At 70.4% G+C, this 20,979-nt stretch carries 22 protein-coding genes and 1 pseudogene; 12 read left to right on the top strand and 11 right to left on the bottom strand.

The genetic code is table 11. The features are described from left to right. Window positions 1-1,206: ABC transporter permease (locus tag Amac_RS40385; protein WP_170322911.1), on the top strand; the 1,206-nt coding region annotated here is incomplete at its 5' end. A 6-nt stretch (window positions 1,207-1,212) separates the two neighbouring features. Here Amac_RS40385 and Amac_RS40380 read toward each other — a convergent pair. The 3 genes from Amac_RS40380 to Amac_RS40370 are packed head-to-tail and all read right to left on the bottom strand — an operon-like array spanning window position 1,213 to window position 4,332. After that, on the bottom strand, window positions 1,213-2,088 hold the full coding sequence (locus Amac_RS40380) for an alpha/beta fold hydrolase (protein WP_155359712.1): 876 nt from the start codon (window positions 2,086-2,088) through the stop codon (window positions 1,213-1,215). 57 nt (window positions 2,089-2,145) lie between these two features. Beyond that, complete coding sequence (locus tag Amac_RS40375; protein ID WP_155359711.1) at window positions 2,146-2,523, bottom strand: PLDc N-terminal domain-containing protein; 378 nt, start codon at window positions 2,521-2,523, stop codon at window positions 2,146-2,148. A gap of 30 nt (window positions 2,524-2,553) precedes the next feature. Next, on the bottom strand, window positions 2,554-4,332 hold the full coding sequence (locus tag Amac_RS40370) for a DEAD/DEAH box helicase (protein ID WP_246269029.1): 1,779 nt from the start codon (window positions 4,330-4,332) through the stop codon (window positions 2,554-2,556). Between the two features lie 317 nt (window positions 4,333-4,649). On the opposite strand from Amac_RS40370, the gene Amac_RS40365 reads away from it, so the two are divergent. Beyond that, window positions 4,650-5,312, top strand: coding sequence for a ferritin-like fold-containing protein (locus tag Amac_RS40365; protein WP_155359710.1), 663 nt, complete (start codon window positions 4,650-4,652; stop codon window positions 5,310-5,312). Between the two features lie 293 nt (window positions 5,313-5,605). Here Amac_RS40365 and Amac_RS40360 read toward each other — a convergent pair whose 3' ends face one another. The 5 genes from Amac_RS40360 to ligD (Amac_RS40345) all read right to left on the bottom strand — a co-directional run bounded on the left by Amac_RS40360 (window position 5,606) and on the right by ligD (Amac_RS40345) (window position 8,616). Next, entirely contained in the window at window positions 5,606-5,836 is a 231-nt protein-coding gene (locus tag Amac_RS40360) for a DUF3107 domain-containing protein (protein WP_155359709.1), read from the bottom strand. Window positions 5,837-5,914: 78 nt separating this feature from the next. Continuing rightward, window positions 5,915-6,547, bottom strand: a complete 633-nt coding sequence (locus tag Amac_RS40355) for a TetR/AcrR family transcriptional regulator (protein ID WP_155359708.1) — start codon at window positions 6,545-6,547, stop codon at window positions 5,915-5,917. Window positions 6,548-6,624: 77 nt separating this feature from the next. Continuing rightward, entirely contained in the window at window positions 6,625-6,798 is a 174-nt protein-coding gene (locus Amac_RS54055) for a hypothetical protein (RefSeq protein WP_170322910.1), read from the bottom strand. Between the two features lie 34 nt (window positions 6,799-6,832). Then, the gene (gene ligD / locus Amac_RS40350) at window positions 6,833-7,699 is read right to left on the bottom strand and encodes a non-homologous end-joining DNA ligase (RefSeq protein ID WP_246269021.1); all 867 of its coding nucleotides are present in this window, start codon (window positions 7,697-7,699) and stop codon (window positions 6,833-6,835) included. After that, window positions 7,696-8,616 carry a non-homologous end-joining DNA ligase gene (ligD, locus tag Amac_RS40345; protein ID WP_155359707.1) on the bottom strand — a complete coding sequence of 307 codons (921 nt, stop codon included), beginning with the start codon at window positions 8,614-8,616 and terminating at the stop codon, window positions 7,696-7,698. Before ligD (Amac_RS40345) ends, ligD (Amac_RS40350) begins: the two co-directional genes overlap by 4 nt. Window positions 8,617-8,720: 104 nt before the next feature. Between ligD (Amac_RS40345) and ku the strand changes: the two genes are divergently transcribed. Next, on the top strand, window positions 8,721-9,584 hold the full coding sequence (gene ku, locus Amac_RS40340) for a non-homologous end joining protein Ku (RefSeq protein WP_155359706.1): 864 nt from the start codon (window positions 8,721-8,723) through the stop codon (window positions 9,582-9,584). Between the two features lie 85 nt (window positions 9,585-9,669). Here the strand turns inward: ku and Amac_RS40335 are convergent, their stop codons facing one another. Further along, complete coding sequence (locus tag Amac_RS40335) at window positions 9,670-10,074, bottom strand: hypothetical protein (protein WP_174900285.1); 405 nt, start codon at window positions 10,072-10,074, stop codon at window positions 9,670-9,672. A 34-nt stretch (window positions 10,075-10,108) separates the two neighbouring features. Continuing rightward, on the bottom strand, window positions 10,109-10,489 hold the full coding sequence (locus Amac_RS40330) for a hypothetical protein (protein ID WP_155359705.1): 381 nt from the start codon (window positions 10,487-10,489) through the stop codon (window positions 10,109-10,111). A 147-nt stretch (window positions 10,490-10,636) separates the two neighbouring features. Here Amac_RS40330 and Amac_RS40325 point away from each other — a divergent pair, with 147 nt between their 5' ends. The 9 genes from Amac_RS40325 (at window position 10,637) to Amac_RS40285 (ending at window position 20,570) form a co-directional block, all read left to right on the top strand. Then, entirely contained in the window at window positions 10,637-11,539 is a 903-nt protein-coding gene (locus Amac_RS40325) for an alpha/beta fold hydrolase (RefSeq protein WP_155359704.1), read from the top strand. 111 nt (window positions 11,540-11,650) lie between these two features. Beyond that, window positions 11,651-12,832 (top strand): adenylyltransferase/sulfurtransferase MoeZ, encoded by a 1,182-nt coding sequence (gene moeZ / locus Amac_RS40320; protein WP_155359703.1) that lies wholly within the window; start codon window positions 11,651-11,653, stop codon window positions 12,830-12,832. Window positions 12,833-12,884: 52 nt separating this feature from the next. Further along, window positions 12,885-13,604 (top strand): hypothetical protein, encoded by a 720-nt coding sequence (locus Amac_RS40315; RefSeq protein ID WP_246269020.1) that lies wholly within the window; start codon window positions 12,885-12,887, stop codon window positions 13,602-13,604. Next, window positions 13,598-14,821, top strand: a complete 1,224-nt coding sequence (locus tag Amac_RS40310; protein ID WP_155359702.1) for a S8 family serine peptidase — start codon at window positions 13,598-13,600, stop codon at window positions 14,819-14,821. The genes Amac_RS40315 and Amac_RS40310 overlap by 7 nt, the downstream gene beginning before the upstream one ends. A 52-nt stretch (window positions 14,822-14,873) precedes the next feature. Continuing rightward, window positions 14,874-15,707, top strand: coding sequence for a hypothetical protein (locus tag Amac_RS40305; protein ID WP_155359701.1), 834 nt, complete (start codon window positions 14,874-14,876; stop codon window positions 15,705-15,707). Then, on the top strand, window positions 15,701-16,825 hold the full coding sequence (locus Amac_RS40300) for a S8 family serine peptidase (RefSeq protein WP_155359700.1): 1,125 nt from the start codon (window positions 15,701-15,703) through the stop codon (window positions 16,823-16,825). Before Amac_RS40305 ends, Amac_RS40300 begins: the two co-directional genes overlap by 7 nt. Window positions 16,826-16,926: 101 nt before the next feature. Further along, a complete protein-coding gene (locus tag Amac_RS40295) occupies window positions 16,927-17,328 on the top strand; it encodes a hypothetical protein (RefSeq protein WP_155359699.1) in 402 nt (133 codons plus the stop codon). Further along, a complete protein-coding gene (locus tag Amac_RS40290; protein WP_155359698.1) occupies window positions 17,325-17,630 on the top strand; it encodes an MGMT family protein in 306 nt (101 codons plus the stop codon). The genes Amac_RS40295 and Amac_RS40290 overlap by 4 nt, the downstream gene beginning before the upstream one ends. A 51-nt stretch (window positions 17,631-17,681) precedes the next feature. Then, window positions 17,682-20,570 carry a CDP-glycerol glycerophosphotransferase family protein gene (locus Amac_RS40285; protein ID WP_155359697.1) on the top strand — a complete coding sequence of 963 codons (2,889 nt, stop codon included), beginning with the start codon at window positions 17,682-17,684 and terminating at the stop codon, window positions 20,568-20,570. A 92-nt stretch (window positions 20,571-20,662) separates the two neighbouring features. Here the strand turns inward: Amac_RS40285 and Amac_RS58180 are convergent. Continuing rightward, window positions 20,663-20,790, bottom strand: a pseudogene (locus tag Amac_RS58180) (VWA domain-containing protein); the annotation flags it as partial. Window positions 20,791-20,979 lie beyond the last annotated feature (189 nt).

The following is a 20,979-nucleotide window of genomic DNA, read 5'->3' as shown; positions in this document are numbered from 1 at the left end:
GTACAGGCGATCACCATCGGCCGCGCCCCGCGCTCCGGTCGCGGGCGCCGGGCCCGCCAGTGGCTGGCCGCCCGGCTCCCCGGGCCCACCGGCCTGGGTCTTGGCCTGCCGTTCGCGCGGCCCGCCCGGTCCGCGGCGACCGTGCTCGCCATCCTCCTCGGTGCGACCACCGTGGTGTTCGCGACCGGCCTGTCCGCGTCGCTGTCCCAGGCCACGGCCGCGTTCACGCGGGCCGGAGCGGTGCCGGTCGAGGTGGAAATGGCCGAAACCCCGAGCGCTCCAGGCCTGGCCGAGACCGCGGCCGTACGCCGGATCATCCAGTCCCGGCCTGGCACCGCGCGACTGGTCGGCGCCCGCGACATCGGCATCCGCACCCCCGGCCTCAGCCAGTCGGCGCTGCTCACCGGCTACGACGCGGACGCCTCCTGGACGGGCTTCGCCCTGGTATCCGGCCGGTGGTACGCCGGCCCGGACGAGATCGTGGCCGGATCGCGCCTGCTGCGCTCCATCGGGCGGGCCGTCGGCGACACGCTCACCATCAGCGGTGAACAGGGCACCCGCGAGGTGCGCATCGTCGGCGAGGCCTTCGACGACACCCACGACGGCCTGGCGATCGTCGGCCCCATCGCGACCCTGTCCGGGCTGACCGCGCGGACCTGGCCGGACCGCTTCGAGATCGCCCTGGACCAGACCACCGACCCCGGCGCCTACCTGCGGACACTCGCCGGCGCGCTCACCGGTCACCCGGCATCCGCCGAGCCACGGCGCGACCAGGACACCACCGTCGTCCTCATGCTCAGCCTGATAGCGACCCTGACCGTGCTGCTCGTGGCCGTCGCCGCGCTGGGGGTGTTCACCACCGTGGTCCTCAACACCTACGAACGGATCCACCAGTTCGGCGTGCTCAAGTCGATCGGCACGACACCGGGCCAGATCCGGGCGGTGGTGGTGCTTTCCATGATCGGCATCGGCCTGCCCGCCGGGATACTCGCGGTCCCGGTGGGATACACGCTGCACCGCACGATCGTCGCGCTGATGGCCGACATCGCCGGCACCGGCATCCCGGCGAGCGTCCTGGACGTCTACTCGCCCGCGCACCTGGCCGCGCTCTCCACCGGCGGCGTGCTGGTCGCCTTCCTCGGCGCCCTGGTACCGGCGGGCTGGGCCGCCCACATGCACGTTGCCACCGCGCTCCGCGCCGAGTAAGCGTGCTCAGCGGTGCAGGATCTCGCTTTCCGCCGCGTTCCAGAAGCGGGTGAGGGCGGCGGCGGTCGTCTCCGGGGCCTCCACGGCGGGGGAGTGGGCCGCGCCGGGGACGACCACGCAGTCGCAGTCCAGGCGGTCGGCCATCTCGGCCTGCAGGGTGGGGGGCCAGCCGTCGTCGTGCTCGCCGTACAGGACGAGGGTGGACAGGCCGGTCTGGCAGAGTTCGTCCACCCGGTCGGCGGAGTCCAGGACCGCGCGGCCCATGGTGAGCAGGCCGGTGACGGAGTTGGCCAGCAGCCGCTTCCGCAGGAAGGCGACGATGTCGTCGGGCACCCCGGCCCTGATCGCCTCGGGTTCGATCCGGTTCGTCCAGAGCTGCTCCACGCCGAGTTCGGGGAGCTCGGCCAGCATGATCCGCCCGGCGTGCTCGCGCGGCCCGACGATCCCGCCGGGCCCCGAGCTCATCAGCGTGTACGAGGCGAGCTTCGAGGTCCCGTCGAGCACGGTCTCCCGGGTCACCAGACCGCCGAAGGAGTGCCCCAGCAGGTGCACCGGCTCGCCGTCGCCGACCGCCGAGGCGACCACGTCCACGTCGGCGCCCAGCGCGGCGCAGGTGTAGGCCGAAGGATCCTCCGGACCCGGGGTCTCGAACTGTCCCCGCAGGTCCATCGCGATAACCCGCCGCCCGGCCTGGGCCAGGGTCTGCAGGATCGCGATGAAGTCCTCCTTGCTGCCGGTGTAGCCGGGGACCAGCAGGGCCGGCCACCGTTCCGCGACACCGGTCACGGGCCTGGCTTCAAGCACAGCGAAGCCGCCCACCGGCGTCTGAACCCGCTGAGCGGTCACGCCCGGCGGCAAGGTAAGGAATCTCGGCGTACTCACGTGAAGCCACAATACTTAACAAGCCTGGCAGCGACACCGGCGAAGAAGCTTAGCCGGTTACTCGTCCGGGGCAGGCTCCGGTTTGGGCGCGTCCGGACTTTCCGGATCCGCCTTTTCGCGTGCCGACCTGCGCTGTTCCTCCGCCCGCTCCCTGAGCTTGCGGAGGAACTCCTCGTCGTCGTCCGGGCTGAGCCGCCGCACCTCGCGCGGCGGCACGTTCTGGCCCGTGTACGTGGTGTAACCCCGGGGCAGGCGCGGGCGGCCGGCGATGAGCCAGAGCAGCGACCCGGCGGTCGGCAGCAGGATCACCACCAGCAGCCAGAGCACCTTGGGCATGTTGCGGATCCGGTCGGGCTCCGTCGTGATCACGTCGAGCACGCAGTACAGCCACAACCCGATCAGCACCAGCACGATCACGCCGCGAATGATCACCATGACGAGAGCACCTTCCGTCCGTCCCGTCGATCAGCCGTTGCGGCGGGGTCGCGGCCGGTTGAACTGCCGGCGCTGCGCCTTCCGCTCGGTGGCCGCGGACGGCGCCGGTGCGTCGTCGTCGGTCGCCAGGTCGGGAGACTGGAAAATCACCGAGAACGGGCTGGCCGGAATGATCCGCTCCGGTTCCGGCCGCGGCTCGGGCTCGTAGAAGTGCTCAGGCTCGACGACAGACTCCACTACGGATTCGATGACAGCCTCGACAGCGGCTTCGGCGATGGGTTCGGCAACGGTTTCGACGACGGCGGGCGTCTCGACCACCTTGCGGGTTCGCGTCCGGCGCGCGGGCTTGCGCTCCTCGACGGCTTCCACGGGCGGTTCCTGAGCCGACGGTTCTGGAATCGCGGTGACCATGCTCTCGACCTCCCCGGCAGTCTGCTCTTCGGCTGTGTCCAACGTCCGGCCGCTCCGCGTGCGGCGGCGCTCCCGGGTGCGGACCGGGCGTTCCCGCCGCTCCCGCTCCTCGCCGCCACCGGAACCGCCGGATCCCCCGGATCCGGGACGCGACCGGCTGCGAGTGCGCCCGGTCTCGCCAAGGTCCTCGATCTGCTCGGCGTCCAGCCCCGCCCTGGACCGGTTGGCCCGGGGCAGCACGCCCTTGGTGCCCTCCGGGATGTCCAGATCGGTGAAGAGCGACGGCGAGCTGGAGTAGGTCTCCGCCGGTTCGGCGAAGCTCAGCCCGAGCGTGTTGTTGATGACCTTCCAGCGGGTCATCTCGGTCCACTCCACGAACGTCACGGCCACGCCGGTCCGCCCGGCCCGCCCGGTCCGCCCGATCCGGTGCACGTAGGTCTTGTCGTCCTGCGGGCAGTCGTAGTTGACCACGTGCGTCACGTCGTCGATGTCGATGCCCCGGGCCGCCACGTCGGTGGCCACCAGCACGCTGATCTTGCCGTTCCGGAACGCGCGCAGGGCCTGCTCACGCTGCCCCTGCCCGAGATCCCCGTGTACGGCGGCCGCCGCGAACCCCTTCTCGCGCAGCTGCTCGAAGACCATGTCGCAGGCCCGCTTGGTCTCGCAGAAGACCATGGTGAGCCCGGTGGAGCGGCCCTGCAGCAGCCGGGCCAGGATCTCGATCTTGTCCATCCGGTGCGTGCGGTAGACGAACTGGGCCGTCTGCGGCGGCTGCTCCGGGTCGGCTTCCTCGTGCTCGGCCCGGACCCGGATGGGCCGGGTCAGGTAGCGCCGGGACAGCGCCACGATCTCGCCGGGCATGGTGGCCGAGAACAGCATGGTCTGCCGCTCGGCCGGGACCAGCTTGATGATCCGCTCGATATCGGGCAGGAAGCCCAGGTCCAGCATGCGGTCGGCCTCGTCCAGCACCAGCATGCCGACCTGGCCCAGGTCCACGTGCTTCTGCTTGATCAGGTCGAGCAGCCGGCCCGGCGTGCCGACGATCACGTCGACGCCGTTCTTGAGGGCTTCGATCTGGGGTTCGTAGGCACGCCCGCCGTACACGGTGAGAATGCGGGAGCCGAGCTTGCCGGCGGCGAGGACCAGGTCCTCGGTCACCTGCAGGGCGAGCTCGCGGGTGGGCACCAGCACCAGGCCCCGCGGCTTCTTCCGGTTCTTCCGCGGCTTCCCGACGAGTTGCAGCATCGCGACGCCGAAAGCGTAGGTCTTACCGGTTCCGGTGCGCGCCTGTCCGATGACGTCCTGTCCGGCGAGTGCCAGCGGGAGCGCCATTTCCTGAATCGGGAATGGTGAAGTTATGCCCTCGGTCTCCAGGGCATCGGCGATCTCCGGGATCACTCCCAGGTCTCGGAACGTCGTCGTAATCGTCGCCTGCCTCAGTCGTTGGTCGAAGACGGCCTTCGGGACCTCCGGCGTCTTGGAGCTCGTCGAACTCGTTCGAGCCATCCCCGTGCCGGGTCCTCGCGGAGGTGACGCCTTCGACGTCATCAGCGACCGCGGCATCCAAGATTTCTGGGGGTTCCGGGAACTTATACCCCGGATCAACACAGTGCGGTCGCACTTTCACAGAGCAGTCTACTCGATACCACAACCGTGAACCGATTTCCGCGTGTTCCGCATGTTTTTCGGGGAGAGGGTACCCCTACTCTGCTGCCATGACAGATTCCCCGCCCGGCGTCGTCGACCTGCTCGGAGTGCTCGCATACGCCGAGCTCACCGCCTTCCTGCGGATGGCCGAGGACGCCTCGCTGCTGGCCCCGACGCTGACCGACCGGGCCGCGCTCGGCGACGTGGCGGCGACCGAATACGCCCACTTCCGGCTGGTACGGGACCGCCTGGACTCCCTCGGCGCCGACCCCGAGCAGGCGATGGCCCCGTTCACCGAGGCCCTGGACGCCTGGCACGCGCAGACCCGCCCCAGCGACTGGTACGAGGCCCTCGTCAAGGCCTACGTGGGCACGGGCATCGCCGGCGACTTCTACCGGGAGGTGGCCAGGCACGTGGACGCCTCCACCCGGGAGCTGGTCGACCAGGCGCTGGCCGACGACGGCCGTTCGGAGTTCGCGGTCGAGCGGGTCCGCCAGGCGCTGGCCGAGGATCCGAAGCTGAACGGGCGGCTGGCGCTGTGGGCGCGGCGGCTGGTGGGGGAGGCGCTCAGCCAGGCCTACCGGGTGGCGGCGGCCCGGCCGGAACTCGCGGTGCTGCTGGCCGATTCCGCGGAGGGCGCCGATCTGGCTGGAATCGGGAAGATGTTTGCCCAGATCACCGAGGAACACGGCAAGCGCATGGCCGCCATCGGCCTGACTCCAGGGGCCTAGCGGGGAACCCGTCTGCCGTTCGAGAGGCGTGAAGGGCCCAAACGGTTGTACCGTGCGAGACATGAGGGCCTCGCGCCGCTACGGCAGTTCCTTGACCAGATGTGGACCGAACCGCTGGGTATCCCGCGCCGTGCTGAGAAGGGGGAGCACGGGCTGCCCGACCATCGGGCAGCGGCGAGAACACCGCCCACATCCCCGCCGCCGGCCACCTGGGTGTGATCTGCGAGAACACTGAGCCCGCTTTCGGGCGTGCCGGGACCCTCCCGGCGCGCCGGAAAGCGGGGGGAGCCTCTTTACAGGGTGCCGCCGAAGCCGACGGAGCGATTCTCGCCCTCGCCGATCTCGACGAAGCCCAGCGCCGCCACGGGCACGATGTAGCGGTTCCCCTTGACGTCGGTGATGGAGAAGACGCCGCGGTCGGCGGCGAGCGCGTTGCGGAGTTCCTCCTCGATCCGCTCGACCGACTCGTCGGTCTCCAGCACGATCTCGCGATGCACCGATCGCACGCCGATCTTGATTTCCATCAGGATTCCTTTCGACAGACTTCCATCGTGGCCTGTCGGAGCACCATCCGGGCGGCTGATCGCGGCAAGCGAACGGTCTTACGACATTTCCGGCGTGTGCCGTGGGAAGCCGCTGATTCCCCGCCAGGCCAGCCGCGCCATCAGCTGCGTGGCGGCCTCCTTGGGAATCGAGCCGTGCGCGGTCAGCCAGTAGCGCGCGCTCACCTCGGCCATGCCCACCAGGCCGACCCCGAGCAGGTGGGCCTCGTCGCTGGAGCAGCCGGTGTCCTCCTGGATGACCTGGGCGATCGCGTCGGCGCTCTCGCGCAGCGAGCGCTCCATGCGCTGCCGCACCGGCGCCACGTTCCGCAGGTCGGATTCGAAGACCAGCCGGAACGCCTCGCCCTGGCTGGAGATGAAGTCGAAGAAGGCGCCGATGGCGGCCTGCACTCGCTGCTTGTTGTCGGTGGTGGCGGCCAGCGCCTCCTTGCAGCGGCCCACCATGTCGTCCACATGCAGATCCAGGAGCGCCAGGTAGAGCTCCAGCTTGCCCGGGAAGTGCTGGTAGAGGACCGGCTTGCTGACCCCGGCCCGCTCGGCGATCTCGTCCATCGCGGCCGCGTGGTATCCGTTCTCCACGAACACTTCCTGCGCCGCGCTGAGCAGCTGGCGGCGGCGGGCCAACCGGGGCAGCCGGGTGCCCCGGGGCTTGGCGTCCGGGGTAGCGGTCACGACGGTCTCCTTGAGGGGTTCTTGCGGGTCCCGCGCCTGGCGGTCACGGGGACTCATCCTACGCGTGGGTAACCTGGTCAGCGATAGTCGTCCTCGTCGTCCTGGCCGACCTCGCGGTCCTGCTCCGCGGCGTCCGCCGGGTCCGCCTCCAGGGGTATCTCCAACGGCCAGGGGCCCTCCTCCGGGCGCAGTGCGCGGTTCTGCTCGGCCAGATCGGCTTCGGATGCGTCCAGCGAGTTCATCTCGGACACGGTGTCCTCCCGCGGTGGTTGCCTTGATTCCACCCTACGGGAACAGGTCCCCGACTTCGGCGACCCGCGCCAGCACGTTGGATGCCGTGAACACCAGCTGATCTGGGCTTTCACACTCCTCTACCTCGTCCCAGGAGAGTGGGGTGGAGACCGTGGGCCGCGGATTGGCGCGCAGCGAGTACGCGGCCACGGTGGTCTTGGCCGGATTGTTCTGGCTCCAGTCGATGAAGACCTTGCCGGGCCGCAGCCGTTTGGTCATCACGCTGGTGACCAGGGCGTGCTCGGCGTCCAGGCGCTGGGCCAGCGCCTTGGCGTACGCGGTGGTGTCGCGCTCGCCGTCCGGCCAGGGCACGTGCAGTTGCATGCCCTTGTTGCCGCTGGTCTTGGGATAACTGTCGTGGCCGTCGGCGGCCAGGGCGTCGCGCAGCAGCGCGGCCACCCGGCAGCACTCCACGATCGTGGCCGGGGGTCCCGGGTCCAGGTCGAAGACGAGGATGTCCGGCGGCAGCGCCTCGCCCTCGGCGGAGACCCGCCACATCGGGACGTGGATCTCCAGCGCGGCCAGGTTGGCGTAGTAGACCAGGGTGGGCAGGTCGTCGATGATCGCGAAATCGATGCTGGCCCGGTCCATCGTGCTGCCGGGCACGGGCAGGGTGACCCGGCGGACCCAGGGCGGGGTGTGCCGGGGCGCGTTCTTCTCGAAGAAGAACTGGCCGCCCACGCCGTTCGGGTAGCGCTTGACCGTGAGCGGGCGGCCGCGCAGGTGCGGCAGCATCACCGGCGCGATCCGCGAGTAGTAGTCGATCACCTCGGCCTTGGTGAACCCGGCCTCCGGGTACAGCACCTTGTCCAGGTTGGTCAGCACCAGCTGCCGGCCGTCCACGGCCACCGGAACCTTCACAGCCGCACCTCCGCGGGGATCTTGTCGGGGCGCAGGCCGCGCCAGGCCGGGTGGCGCAGGCGGCGTTCCTCGGTCCACATGGTGAAGGTCACTTCGCCGACGAGCTCGGGGCGCACCCAGTGCGCGTTCCTGGCGATCTCCCGGGGCAGCGGCTGGGAGTACGGGCTGCGCGGCACCTCCCGCGCCCGGAGCATACGGTAGAGCTCGTCCAGCGCGGCGTCGCTGAAGCCGGTGCCCACGTGGCCGACGAAGACGAACTCGGCGCCGCCTTCGGGAAGCTTGGCGTACATGCCGAGCAGCAGCGAGCCGACGCCGCCCTCGCGGCGGCCCTTGCCGGGCCGCCAGCCGCCGACCACCACCTCGGTCTCCCGCAGGTTCTTCACCTTGATCCACCACGGCGTCCGCAGGCCAGGCCGGTACGGCGAGTCCAGCCGCTTGGCCACCACGCCCTCGAGCCCCTGCGCCCGGGTCGCCGCCACCACGTCAGGATCGCACGGGAAGGTGGGGGGCACATCAAGCCCCGGCAGCTCCTCCAGTAACTCCCGGCGGGCGGAGTACGGCAGCCGCATCAGGTTCTCGCCGTCCAGGTAGAGCAGATCGAACGGCATGTACCTGACCGGCACCAGGGTCAGCAGCCCGTGCGCGGCCGGATCGGTGATGTGCATGCGCCGCTGGAGCAGCTCGAAGCTGGGCCGCCCGTCGGCGTCCAGGGCGACCACCTCGCCGTCCAGGATCAGCTCATGCCCCGGCACCCGTAATGCCGAAATTTCGGGATAACGGGAGGTGAAGTCGGTGCCCTTGCGGCCGGTGACCCGGATCGTCTGATCGATGTACACGATCGCGCGGATGCCGTCCCACTTGACCTCCAGGGCATAGTGGGACGCGTCCGCCGGCAGGGTCCCCGGGACGGCGAGCATTGGTTCGACCGGATATGGCATTGCCACACTGGGTATCTGCCCAATAGGTAAGTCCCTTGAATCCCGATATAGCGGTATTCGAACAAAGAGACGAGTATGTGGCTATGCGTAGCATCTGGAAGGGCGCCATCTCTTTTGGTCTGGTGACGATCCCGGTGAAGCTCTATTCGGCGACCGAGCAGAAGGACGTGACCTTCCACCAGGTGCACCGCGCCGACGGCGGCCGCATCAAGTACAAGCGGGTCTGCCAGGCCGACGGCGAGGAGGTGCCCTACGCCGACATCGCCAAGGGGTATGAGCTGGCCACCGGCGAGATCGTGGTGCTCACCGATGACGACTTCGCGGGGTTGCCGCTGAGCACGTCCCGCCGCATCGACGTGCTGCAGTTCACCCCGGCTGAGCAGATCGACCCGATCTATTTCGCCAAGACCTACTATCTGGAGCCCGACGCCCAGGGCGCCAAGCCGTACGTGCTGTTGCGGGACGCGTTGGAGCGGTCGGGCCAGGTGGCGATCGTCAAGGTGGCGCTGCGGCAGCGGGAGTCGCTGGCCACGCTCCGGGTCCGGGACGGGATCTTCGTGCTGGAGACCATGCTCTGGCCGGACGAGGTCCGGGTCGCCGACTTCCCCTTCCTGGAGGAGGACGTCGAGGTGCGCCCGCAGGAGCTCAAGATGGCCGAGTCGCTGATCGAGACGATGGTCGCCGACTTCGATCCGGCCGAGTACAAGGACGCCTACCGGGAGGCGCTGCAGGAGGTCATCGAGGCCAAGGTGGCCGGGCGTGAGGTCGTCGCCCCGGAGGCCCCGGCCGAGGCGGGCCCGGCCGTGGATCTGATGGCGGCGCTGCGGGCCAGCGTGGACGCGGCGAAGAAGGAGCGCGAGGCCGCCAAGAAGCCCGCCGCCAAGGCCGCCAAGCCGGCGGAGGAGAAGCCCGCGGCTCCCAAGCGCCGAGCCAAGAAGTCCGCCTGAGGCGTGCCGTGATGAAGGATCATCACGGCACGCTGTCCAACGTCAGGTGCTTTGGCAGGTCACCTGTTCGCAGGTCTTCTGGCGGTTACCAGCGGCCGCAGCCGCCCCTCCAGCGGGCTCCGCAGCCGCGGTTGCAGCCCCAGTTCCGGTGGTGGAAACGGTGGTGGTGGCAGCCGTGGTGGTGGTGATGGTGCCGGACGTGCCCGAAGTGGTGGTGCCGGTGGTGGAAGTGGCCGAAGCCGTGGTGCCGGTGGTGGCCGAAGCCGTGGTGGAAGTTGTTGTTGAAGTTATTGAAGTTGTTGAAGTGGCCGAAGCCGAAGCCCTCGTTGCCGAAGCCCTCGTTGTTGAAGCCCCCACCCTCGAAGTCTCCCGAGTCCCAGCTGGCCGCGTGGGCCTGGGCGGGCGCCGCGGTGGCGACAGTCGCTAGGGCGAGCCCACCCCCGCTGAGAGCGGCGGCGATCAGGGTGCTGGCGATCCTCTTGTAACGCATTAGCTACTCCTTGTGTTTGTTTGAACGCTTAGGGTTACCACCAGCCGCCGCCACCACAGCCGCCGCGTCCGCCGCAGCCGCCGTGGTCGTGGTGACCGTGATGGTGGTGGGAGTGCCTGATGTGGCCGAAGTGGTGGTGCCGGTGGTGGAAGTGCCCGTGGGCGTGGTGCCGGTGGTGGAAGTGGCCGAAATTAAAGTTGTGATGGCGGAAGTGGTTGAAGTGGTTGAAGTGGCCGAAGCCTTGGTTGTGGCCGAAGCCCTCGTTGCCGAGGCCCCCCTCGAAGTCCCCGTCCCCCGAGTCCCAGCTGGCCGCGTGTGCTTGGGCTGGTGCCGCGGTGGCGGCCGTCGCGAGGGCGAGCCCACCGGTTGCGACGGTGGCTGCGATCAGCGCCCCGGCGATCGTGTTGAACCGCATCGTTACTCCTTGTGTTCGGCTGGTGCCTAATCGTGTTATGTCCTCACTCTCCGTGCCAAAACGGGCAGATAGGCACCTTTGCGTTCACTTAGAGTAGTTGTGGCATATGCTGGGACAGACGGTGCGTAAACGGCAGGAGGATGTGCGATGGAGCAGGGGTTTCCGGAGCCTGTCCCCGCCTGGGCGGCGGAGCTGATCGACCTGGGCGACCTTGAGCTGAATGTCCGGACCGGGCCCCCTGGCCCGGACGAGCGGGCGGTTTACGTCCACGGCTTGGCCGGCTCCGCCACCAACTGGACCGATCTGATGGCGCTGCTCGCCGAGGACGTGGCGGGGCACGCGGTCGATCTCCCCGGCGCCGGCTACTCGCCCGCCCCCGCCGACGGCGACTACTCGATCGACGCTCACGCCCGCGCCGTCACCCGCCTGATCGAGCACCTCGGCGCGCCGGTGCACCTGTTCGGCAACTCCCTCGGCGGCGCCGTCTCGGTCCGGCTGGCCGCCTCCCGGCCGGACCTGGTGCGCTCCCTCACCTTGGTCTCCCCGGCCCTCCCCGACCTGCTGCCCCGCGTCGGCCCGGCCCGGGTGGCCATGTCCGTCACCCCGGTGCTGGCCGAATGGGCGGTCAAGCGGCTCACCGCCGTGCCCGCCGAGCGCCGCATCCAGGCCACCCTGGAGATGTGCTACGCCGACCTGGCCCGGGTCCATCCGGTACGGCTCCGCGAGGCGATCGAGGAGCTGCGCCGCCGGGACGGCCTGCCGTACGCGGCGGGGGCCCTGATCTCCTCGGCGCGCGGGATCGTCCGGGAGTACTTCAAGAACGACCTCTGGCGGGAGGCCGCCAAGATCACCGTGCCGACGCTTGTAGTACACGGCGGCCGGGATCGCCTCGTGGACGCGCGGATGGCGATGCGAGCCGGGCGTACTTTCCCGAACGTGCGGATCGTCACCTTGCCCAAGGCCGGCCACGTGGCCCAGATGGAGTTCCCCGAGGTCGTCGCCAGGGAGGCCCGGCGCCTGATCGCGGAGAGCCGCGCGGCCGTCAGGTAAGGGTCACCGGATTGGGGAATGCGGGGATACCCGAGCTAGGTTGAGATGTGACACGTGGGCATGTGAGTCCGCGTGAGCCGTACCCAAAGTGCCCTGAAATGGGAGAGAACTGTGTCGTTGCCACCGCTGGTCGAGCCGGCTGCCGAGCTCACCGTCGACGAGGTGCGTCGTTACTCGCGCCACCTGATCATCCCCGACATCGGGATGGCCGGGCAGAAGCGGCTGAAGAACGCCAAGGTCCTCTGTGTCGGCGCGGGTGGGCTGGGATCCCCGGCGCTCATGTACCTGGCCGCGGCCGGGGTGGGCACGCTCGGCATCGTCGACTTCGACATCGTGGACGAGTCCAACCTGCAGCGGCAGATCATCCACGGCCAGTCCGACGTGGGCCGGCTGAAGGCCGAATCCGCCGCCGCCTCGGTCCGCGAGATCAACCCGCTGGTCAACGTGGTCATCCACAACGTCGCGCTGACCAACGACAACGTCATGGACATCTTCGCCGGCTACGACCTGATCGTGGACGGCACCGACAACTTCGCCACCCGCTACATGGTCAACGACGCGGCCGTGCTGCTCGGCAAGCCGTATGTGTGGGGGTCCATCTACCGCTTCGACGGCCAGGCCAGCGTCTTCTGGGCCGAGCACGGCCCCTGCTACCGGTGCCTCTACCCGGAGCCCCCGCCCCCCGGCATGGTCCCCTCCTGCGCCGAGGGCGGCGTGCTCGGCGTGCTCTGCGCGTCGATCGGCTCGATCCAGGTCAACGAGGCCATCAAGGTCCTCACCGGCGTCGGCGACCCGCTGGTCGGGCGTCTGATGATCTACGACGCGCTGGAGATGAAGTATCGCGACGTCCGGGTCCGCAAGGACCCCGAGTGCGTGCTGTGCGGCAAGAACCCCACGGTCACCCAGCTGCTGGAGGACTACGAGGCGTTCTGCGGCACGATCTCCGACGAGGCCGCGCAGGCCGCGCAGGGCGCCACCATCACCGCCGCCGAGCTCAAGCAGATGCAGGACCAGGGCGAGAACATCTACCTGATCGACGTCCGCGAGCAGAACGAGTTCGAGATCGTGCGCATCCCCGGCTCGGTGCTCATCCCCAAGGGCGAGTTCCTCAGCGGGGCCGCGCTGGCGAACCTGCCGCAGGACAAGCGCATCGTGCTGCACTGCAAGTCGGGCGCCCGCTCGGCCGAGGTGCTCGCGGTGCTGAAGAGCGCCGGATTCGCCGACGCCGTGCACGTCGGCGGCGGCGTGCTCAGCTGGGTCAAGACCGTCGACCCCTCGCTTCCCGCTTACTGATTAAGCCCGTTTGTGGGGATGGCAGTCCCTACTGGGGGTTAAGGTCGGGGCCGTGAGGGAGAGACGCAGTTGGCCGACGATGCTGGTGGCGTCCGCTCTCACCGTGAGCTGCGCGATCGTCGCCGGCGTCGGGGCCAGCGCCGCGCTGGCTGAGCTGACCAGGCAGCCCAGCCAGCAGGAACTCCGCCAGGCGGCGGCGACCGAGATCGCCCGCCGCTGGCGGGTCTGGCCGGCCGGGCGGATCTTCCCCGCCACCGTCGCCTACACCGGCGAGCAGGGCGGCGCGGAGCGGGCCCGCAGGGTCGGCATCTCGGCCAGGACCGACTGCGTGGCCGCCGTGGACGCCGCCCTCCGCGAGACCATGAAGGCCGCCCGCTGCCAGGGCGTGCTGCGCGCCACCTACCTGGACGCGCTGCAGGGCATCGTGGTCACCGTCGGCGTCGCCGCCTTCCCCGACCCCGGCGCGGCCGACAGCGCCGCCGCGGCCCTGCCGCAGGGCGGCAAACCCGCGCCAGGCCTGCGGGCGCTCTCCTTTCCGCGCACGGTGGCCGACCGCTTCACCGCGGCGGGCCGCCAAGTCGCCACGGTACGGCGAGCGGGGCCGTACCTGGTCATGACGACCGCGGGCCAGACCGACGGGCGACCGGCCCGCGCGCTCGGGCGGCAGCGGCCCACCATGTTCACCTTCACCGGCGACCTGGCCGACCGGATCGCCAAGGAACTGCTCAACCCCGTGCTGCCCAACTGTGCGGCGAAGGAGTTCCAGTGCTGAGACGGGCCCTACTTGCCTTACTCCTGTTGCTGCCGTGCTTCCTGGCCGGTCCGGCCGCCGCCGATGACGTGCGCGGCAGCCAGCAGGCCGTGCTGCGGACGCTGGGTCTGGCGCAGGCCTGGCAGGTCACCAAGGGGCGGGGCGTGCTGGTCGCCGTGCTCGACTCGGGGGTGGATCCGAACCACCGGGACCTGGTCGGGTCCGTACGGATCGGAAGGGATTTCACTGAAGGCGCGAACCCGGGCGGCACCCTGCCGGTGCGGTTGCACGGGACGTACATGGCCTCCCTGATCGCCGGTCACGGGCATGGCCCGGGCCGCGGCGACGGGGTGATCGGCGTCGCGCCCGAGGCGCGGGTGTTGTCGGTGCGGGTGATCCTGGAGGACGAGGAGCCGGGGTTCCGCACGTTCAACGCCGAGGCCCGCTACGAGGGCGTGGTCGCCAAGGGCATCAGGCACGCGGTGGACAGCGGCGCGGATGTGATCAACCTGTCCATCTCCAAGGATCTGGCCACCGAGGCCGAGCGCGCCGCCATCCGCTACGCGATCTCCAAGGGCGTGGTGCTGGTCGCGGCGGCGGGCAACGATGGCGCGGGCCGCCGGACGGCGCCCTACTCCTACCCGGCCTCGATTCCGGGCGTGATCTCGGTGGCCGCGGTGACCAGCACGATGACCCGGGCCTCCTTCTCCAACCGCAACTCCTCGGTCATGCTGTCGGCGCCCGGCGTGGACATCCTGGGCGCGGGACCCGACAACGAATACTGGGTGGGCCGGGGCACTTCCCAGGCGACCGCCCTCGTCTCCGGCGTCGCTGCCCTCATTAAGGCGAAATATCCGAAAATGTCGCCCGCGTTGGTGGCGCAGGCGCTCGCATCCTCCGCCGTGGCCCCGCGCGGCACCCGCTACAACACCGGCACCGGCTTCGGCGTCGTCAACGCCACCCGCGCGCTCAAGATGGCCGCCGTGCTGTCCCGGCACCGGGTCACCGCCTCCGGGCCCGGCGTGCAGCACCCGGACCGCCCGATCGCCACCGCCGCGCCCGGCCCGGTCGTGATCGTCAATCGCAACCAGCAGGCCATCACCGTCTTCGCCGGGGTCGGCCTGGCCGGGCTGCTCGGCGCGGCGGGCGGCCTGATGGTGGTGGTCTTCCTGGTCAGAAGGGCCAGACGCAACGCCGGTGTGGTCGCCGTAAGGCGTGAAACGTATGCCACCCGCTGAGATACCTCTACCGAATCGTTGGCATACGGACGCTTCGACGTAACATCAGAGTATGTCGCCACAGCAGCCACGGGCCGGCCGTACCCGGGTGCGCCCGTGGCCTGCCTCGCGGGGACGTGCCGCTGCCGCGCAGGCCGCCAGGGAGCGCGCCGAGTTAGAGCGGGGCGTGCGCTTGCGCTCCATCTTCCTGGCCATCATGGCCGCGGTGCTCGGGGCCGCGGCCATCATCGTGCTGCTCGGCACCGCCGCCCTGCTGCAGGAGACCAGGTCCCGCCCGCTCACCGGAGCGGAGCGCGCGGAATACGTGAAACAGGACGTCGCCCGCCGCTGGTACGACTGGCCCGCCACCGTGGTCTTCCCGGAGGAGCTCGAATACATGGGCCTGGCCCGCACCCAGCAGTTCGCCCGCCGGATCGGCGTCGCGCCGGAGATCCCGTGCTGGGCGGGGGTGGACGCGCCGGTCGCCTCGGTGCTCAACGAGAGCGGCTGCCGGGTCCTGCTCCGTTCCACCTACGTGGACCAGTCGGCCACGTTCGCGATCACGATCGGCGTGGCCGTGCTCAAGGACGAGGACGCCCGGATCAGCGCCGCCGCCAAACTCCCGATCGACGACCGGGTCGGGGTGCGCCCGGTGGCCTTCCCCGGCACGGTCACCGACCTGTTCGGCGCCGCCCAGCGGCAGCGCTCCGCCTGGGTCGGCGTCGGTCCCTACATTGTCTTCGTCACCACGGGGTATACCGACGGCAGGACCCGCGACGCGATCCCGCCGGAGGAGGCCTTGAACAGCGAGATGTGGCCTGCCGCGCAGGCCATCGGCGGCCGGGTGGCGCGTTCTCTGGGCGAGGAGCCCGACGTGCCGCGCTGCACCCAGGGGAACGTGTGCTGAGAGCCGCCGCCTCGCTGGCGGCCACCGTCCTGGCCCTGGTGGCCGCGCCCGCGCCGACTCCGTTGGACCGGTTGAACGTCGAGGCGGCCTGGAAGCAGACCAAGGGGTCCAGCGTCACGGTGGCCGTGCTGCACCAGAGGGTCGACGCGGATGCGCCGGAACTTCGCGGCCGGGTGGTGCAGGCGCCGGATATGACCGGCACGTACTACTCCGGTCCTGACACCCGCTCTGGGCCGTACGGCACCGCGCTGGCCACCCTCATCGCCGGGGACGGCAGCGGCGATGGCGTGCTCGGGGTGGCGCCGGAAGCCCGCATCCTGTCGGTTCCCGTGTTCGCGCCGCCGCTGGACGACGAGCTCATCGATCCCCAGGCGGGCAACGGCGGCATGGTCGACAGCCCGATCGCCCGCGGCATCCGCTACGCGGCCAACCACGGCGCGCAGGTGATCCTGGTGCCGGTCGGCACGTTCGGGGTGGCCAGGATCGACCGCGACGCGGTGTCGTACGCGCTGTCCCGTGGCGTCTCGGTCGTCTCCGGGGTGGGGGACTACGGGCAGTCGCCGTACGCGCGCGAGATGAGCACCTCCTACTGGCAGTTCCCGGCCGGATACCCCGGCGTGATCGGCGTGGCCGCGGTGGACGCCAAGAACGCGGGCGCGCCGTTCAGCAGCGACAACCTCTCCGTCCTGGTCGGGGCGCCCGGCGTGGAGATCCCGGTGGCCGGCGGCAGGAAGCTGACCAGCACCGGCTCGGCCAGCGCCCTGGTGGCCGGCGTGGTCGCCCTGATCAAGGCCAAATACCCCGACCTCCCCCCTGACCTGGTCAGTCGTGCCCTCACCTCGGCCACCCGCACGCGCCCCCCGGCCGGCTACGACGACAAGATCGGCTTCGGCGTGGTGAACGCCGAGGCCGCCCTGGCCCAGGCCGGCGAGCTGGCGAGCTACCGGCGCGCCGTGGAGATCTCCGGCGACCTCCACTTCGGCGGCGGCCCACTCTCCGAAGGACCCACGCGCCCGGGCCCGGATCCCGTTAGGCTCTGGGTGTACGGCATCGGAGTGATGCTGGGCCTGGGCGCCTTCGGCGTCTCGGTAATACTGCTGGCGCGCCGTGGCAGCTGATCACATAACGGTGGCGATTCGAGTGCTTTTAGGCTGCGGGCTGCCGCAAGTTAGGCCATCTGGTCACAAGGCGGGGCAAAGTTTCGCTAAGGTCGCGCGTCATGGGTTACGAGTTGCGCGTGGAGCGGGAGATACCGCTCGGCTACACCGAACTCGCGAGATCGCTGTCGGCCGAGACGTCGCCTGAGGCGGCCGGGGCCGGGTTCGAACTGCGCGGGTTGCGGGAGGCCGGCGAGGTGGTCGTGCGCTTCGGCGACGCGACACACACCATCGCCACTTGGTCCACCTCCGCCTGCCGCCTGGTCGGCGAGCCCGCGTCGGACTGGCAGCTGGCTCAGCTGGCCGTTCTGTCCGAGCTGGTCGGCGGCCGTCTGGCTGGCGAAGATGGGGAAATCTACTCCATCAGGGACGGCATTCTGGAGCAGACCGGCAGTGCCTCGGTGCTCGAGTTCGGCAAGCTGGAGGAGATCCTGGCGGCCGGGCCGAGCAGCTGGAGCGAATGACGTCGGATCTGACCCCCTATGCGGAGCGGGTGCTCGACCTGGTCGAGCGCATCCCGCCGGGCCGGGTCATGTCCTACGGCGACGTGGCCGAGTTCCTCGGTGAGGGCGGGCCGCGACAAGTCGGCAGGGTTTTGTCGGTCTGGGGTGGCGGCGTCCCATGGTGGCGCGTCATCCGAACAGATGGAACTCCACCGCCTGGGCATGAAACCGAGTGTCTGCGCAGGTGGCACGAGGAAGGAACACCGGTCAAAGGGGCTCGAGCCCAGATGAGTACCGCACGATGGGACGGAACTCCTCTGTGACCGGCATTACTATTTCCAGAAACCCGGTCATCTGAAGGGTGGTGCCCCCTTATGACACCCGCACGCCAGGGCGATGTCGCCGCTGAACGACTGCGGGCTGTCCAGGAGCTCTATGACCGGGGCGAGACCATCGACGCTCTGGTCCAGCTCGTCCGCGCGGAAGGCCTCGACAAGGCCGCGCGCCGGACTCTGGACGGCGAGGTCCTGGCCGGACCCCTGGGCTTGCGGCTGGACGCCGCGGCCAAGCGGGGAGCGGCCCGCCGAGCTCAAGCGATCGCGGTCCTCCGCCCCTACCTGGAGAGCGTAGACCCCAAGGTCAAGAAGGCCCTTCCGGTCGGTCGCCGGGTGGCGTACCACTTGATCGAAACCGTCGACCCGGCCGAACTGGCCGAGAGCGACGCGCTGGCCAAGCTGGCCGCCGCGGCGGCCGAGCCGTCCCGGCGGGTCCGCCACGGGCTGCGGTGGTATGCCGACCTGCCGGTCGAGGTGGACCGCGAGCTGCTGCGCCTGCGCTCCGCCGACATGGTGCCGGTCACCCAGATCGACGACATCACCTGGCACGGCAAGCGCCTCCAGATCAGCGGCCACGCCTACCTGGCCGGTCTGTCGGTCCGCAGCGGCCGGTTCAACCGGGCCACCGTGGTGCTGCGCGGGCCGCGCTGGCTGCCGCCGGTGACCCTCAAGACCAAGCGCACGTTCCGCCCGGAGGCCACCCACGCGGCGCGCGAGCCCGGCTGCAACTACGACTGGGCCGGCTTCACCGCCGAGCTGAACCCGTTCGCGCTGCGCTGGCGGGCCGCGCTGCGCGCGGTGGTCCGCGGCGGCAAGCGGGTGCTGCGCCGCCGCCACACCGTCCGCGACACCACCACGTGGCGGGCCGAGATCGTGATCTGGAGCCGCGCCGCCCGCTCCACCGGCGTGCTGCGCGGCCCGGCCATCGGCAGGACCGAGCGCCCCGCCGGGCTCAAGGTCCGCGAGCGCTGGTGGGTCCGCCCGGTCTGGACCTCCGACAAGGCGCTGCAGGTCGTGCTCCATCCGACCAGGGCCGAACTCACCGGCGTCGCGCTTGAGGGCGACACCATCGAGCTGACCGGCTTCCTGCCGGGCCGCCCGGTCAACAAGGGCAAGGCCAGGGTGGGCGGCCACCGGATGGCCGCCGACTTCACCCCCGTCGAGGGCGGCAGCCGCTTCTCGCTGTCACTGGCCGTGCAGACGCTGCTGACCGCCGACGCGCGCCGCCTCTGGGTGGAGCCGAAGGGCGACCCCGCCGCCTCGGTCATGCTGGAGGGCACGCAGGAGACCCGGCTGCTGGTCGGCGACCGCGAGATCACCGTCCAGGGCGACCGGCGGGACCGGGTGGTCGTCTCCGGCCACAAGATCCAGCCGATCATCACCACGATGGCGTGGCAGGACGGCGCGCTGGTGCTCGCCGGCGACTACCCCGACCCCGAGGAAGGCCCCCGCGACCTGGTGCTCCGCCACCGCGGCGGCCTCACCTTCCGGGTCCCGCTGGCCCGCTCGGGCACCTCCTTCGAGGTACGGCTCGCGCCCGGCGCGATGCCCCGCTTCGGGGGTTCTGTCCCGCTGTCGGAGGGCACCTGGAACCTGTCCGTGGCCCCACCCGGCAAGTACGGCCCCTCCATGGTCCCCGTCCGGGTGCACCACGCCTCGCTGGCCGCACTGGACGAGGACTCGCGCACCATCGACGGGCGCGTCTACCGCTTCGTGGCCACCCGCTTCGACGTGCCGGTGCTGGTCGCCGCCGAGGAGCGGCCCGGCGACGAGCGCAGCGCGGCCGGGCTCTGGTCGCTCAGCCGCAACCTCTACCCCGCGCACCGGGCCAAGCCGATCCGCGAGGCGACCGTCTACACCTCGTTCGACGGGCGGGCCTACTCCGACAACCCGCGGGCGATCTACGAGGAGCGGCTGCGCCGCGGCGACGACAGCGAGCACATCTGGGTGGTGCGGGACGGCGCGTTCGTCCCGCCGGGCTCGCGCGAGCTCGGCCTGGGCGAGGGCATCGAGCCCACCGTGGTCCGCGAGGGCAGCGGCGAGCACTACGAGGCGCTGGCCCGCTCCCGCTACATCGTCGGCAACCAGTTCCTGCCCGCCTGGTTCCGCACCCGGGAGGAGCAGGTCTGCCTGCAGACCTGGCACGGCACCCCCGTCAAGCACGTCGGCCGCGACCTGGCTCACATGCGCCGCGAGCCGCGCCCGCCGGTCTGGCACCGCCAGGCCGCCGAGGTCCGCGGCTGGGATCTGCTGCTCTCGCAGAGCCCGTGGGCATCCTCGATCCTGCGCAAGGCCTTCGGCTACGAGGGCGAGATCCTGGAATCCGGCTACCCGCGCAACGACAGCCTGTTCAACGTCGGCGACACCGCCGCCGAGATCCGCCACCGCATCGGCATCCCGGAGGGCAAGCGCGTCGTGCTGTACGCGCCGACGTTCCGGGACTACGACCGCAGGAACGCGGCGGTCAAGCTGGACCTCGCCGACGCCAAGCGGGCACTGGGCGACGACCACGTGGTGCTGGTCCGGGGCCACCTGATGCAGGCGTTCCCGCACGTGCACTCGCACGACGGCTTCGCCATCGACGTCACGACTTATCCGGATATGGCGGACTTGATGGCCATCGCGGATGTGCTGGTCACCGACTACTCCTCGGCCCTGTTCGACTTCGTCGCCACCGGCCGCCCGGTCGTCCTGTTCACCCCCGACCTGGACAAGTACCGCTCCACCCGCGGCCTCTACCTGGACCTGGAAGCCAACCGCCCCGGCCCTCGCCTGGCCAGCTCCGCCGAGGTGGTCGAGGTCCTCCGCACCATCGACACGGTCTCCCTCCGCCTCGCGGACCGCTACGCGGCCTTCGCCCGCACGTACGCCCCCCACGACTCCGGCAAATCCGCCGCCGCCGTGGTCGACCACGTCTTCAACACCTGACCACCAGAGCTTCCCATCCGCCGCGTGACCCTCGGGCCACGCGGCGGACTGCTTGTTGGCACCCTGCTGGCTCGGCATCCTCGACTTGGATCGGGGTCGTGGAGCTGGTCGGTGAGGTCGACCACGGCGGTGTCGAAGACGACGAGGCTGGTGCGGAGGAACGCATCGAGGCCAGGACCACGCCGAAGACGCTCGAATAGACGACGGAGGCGACCATCGCTTCGATGGGTCGCCGATGGCTTCGATGGCTGTGACAGCTTCGACGGGTTCCGGGTTTACGACGGCCGGCGCAACCACGGCCCTGGCGGGCGGAGCCCGGGGGAATCACAAGGGGTGGGTGGGAGACCCACCGCGTACACGGCGACGGCCGGGGCGGGCGGAGCCCGAGGTGAAACATACGGGCTGGGTG

It is taken from the genome of Acrocarpospora macrocephala, from assembly GCF_009687865.1.
Lineage (GTDB): Bacteria > Actinomycetota > Actinomycetes > Streptosporangiales > Streptosporangiaceae > Acrocarpospora > Acrocarpospora macrocephala.
The sequence above is the reverse complement of the archived record's forward strand: the minus strand, read 5'-3'. Positions and strand labels throughout refer to the sequence as shown.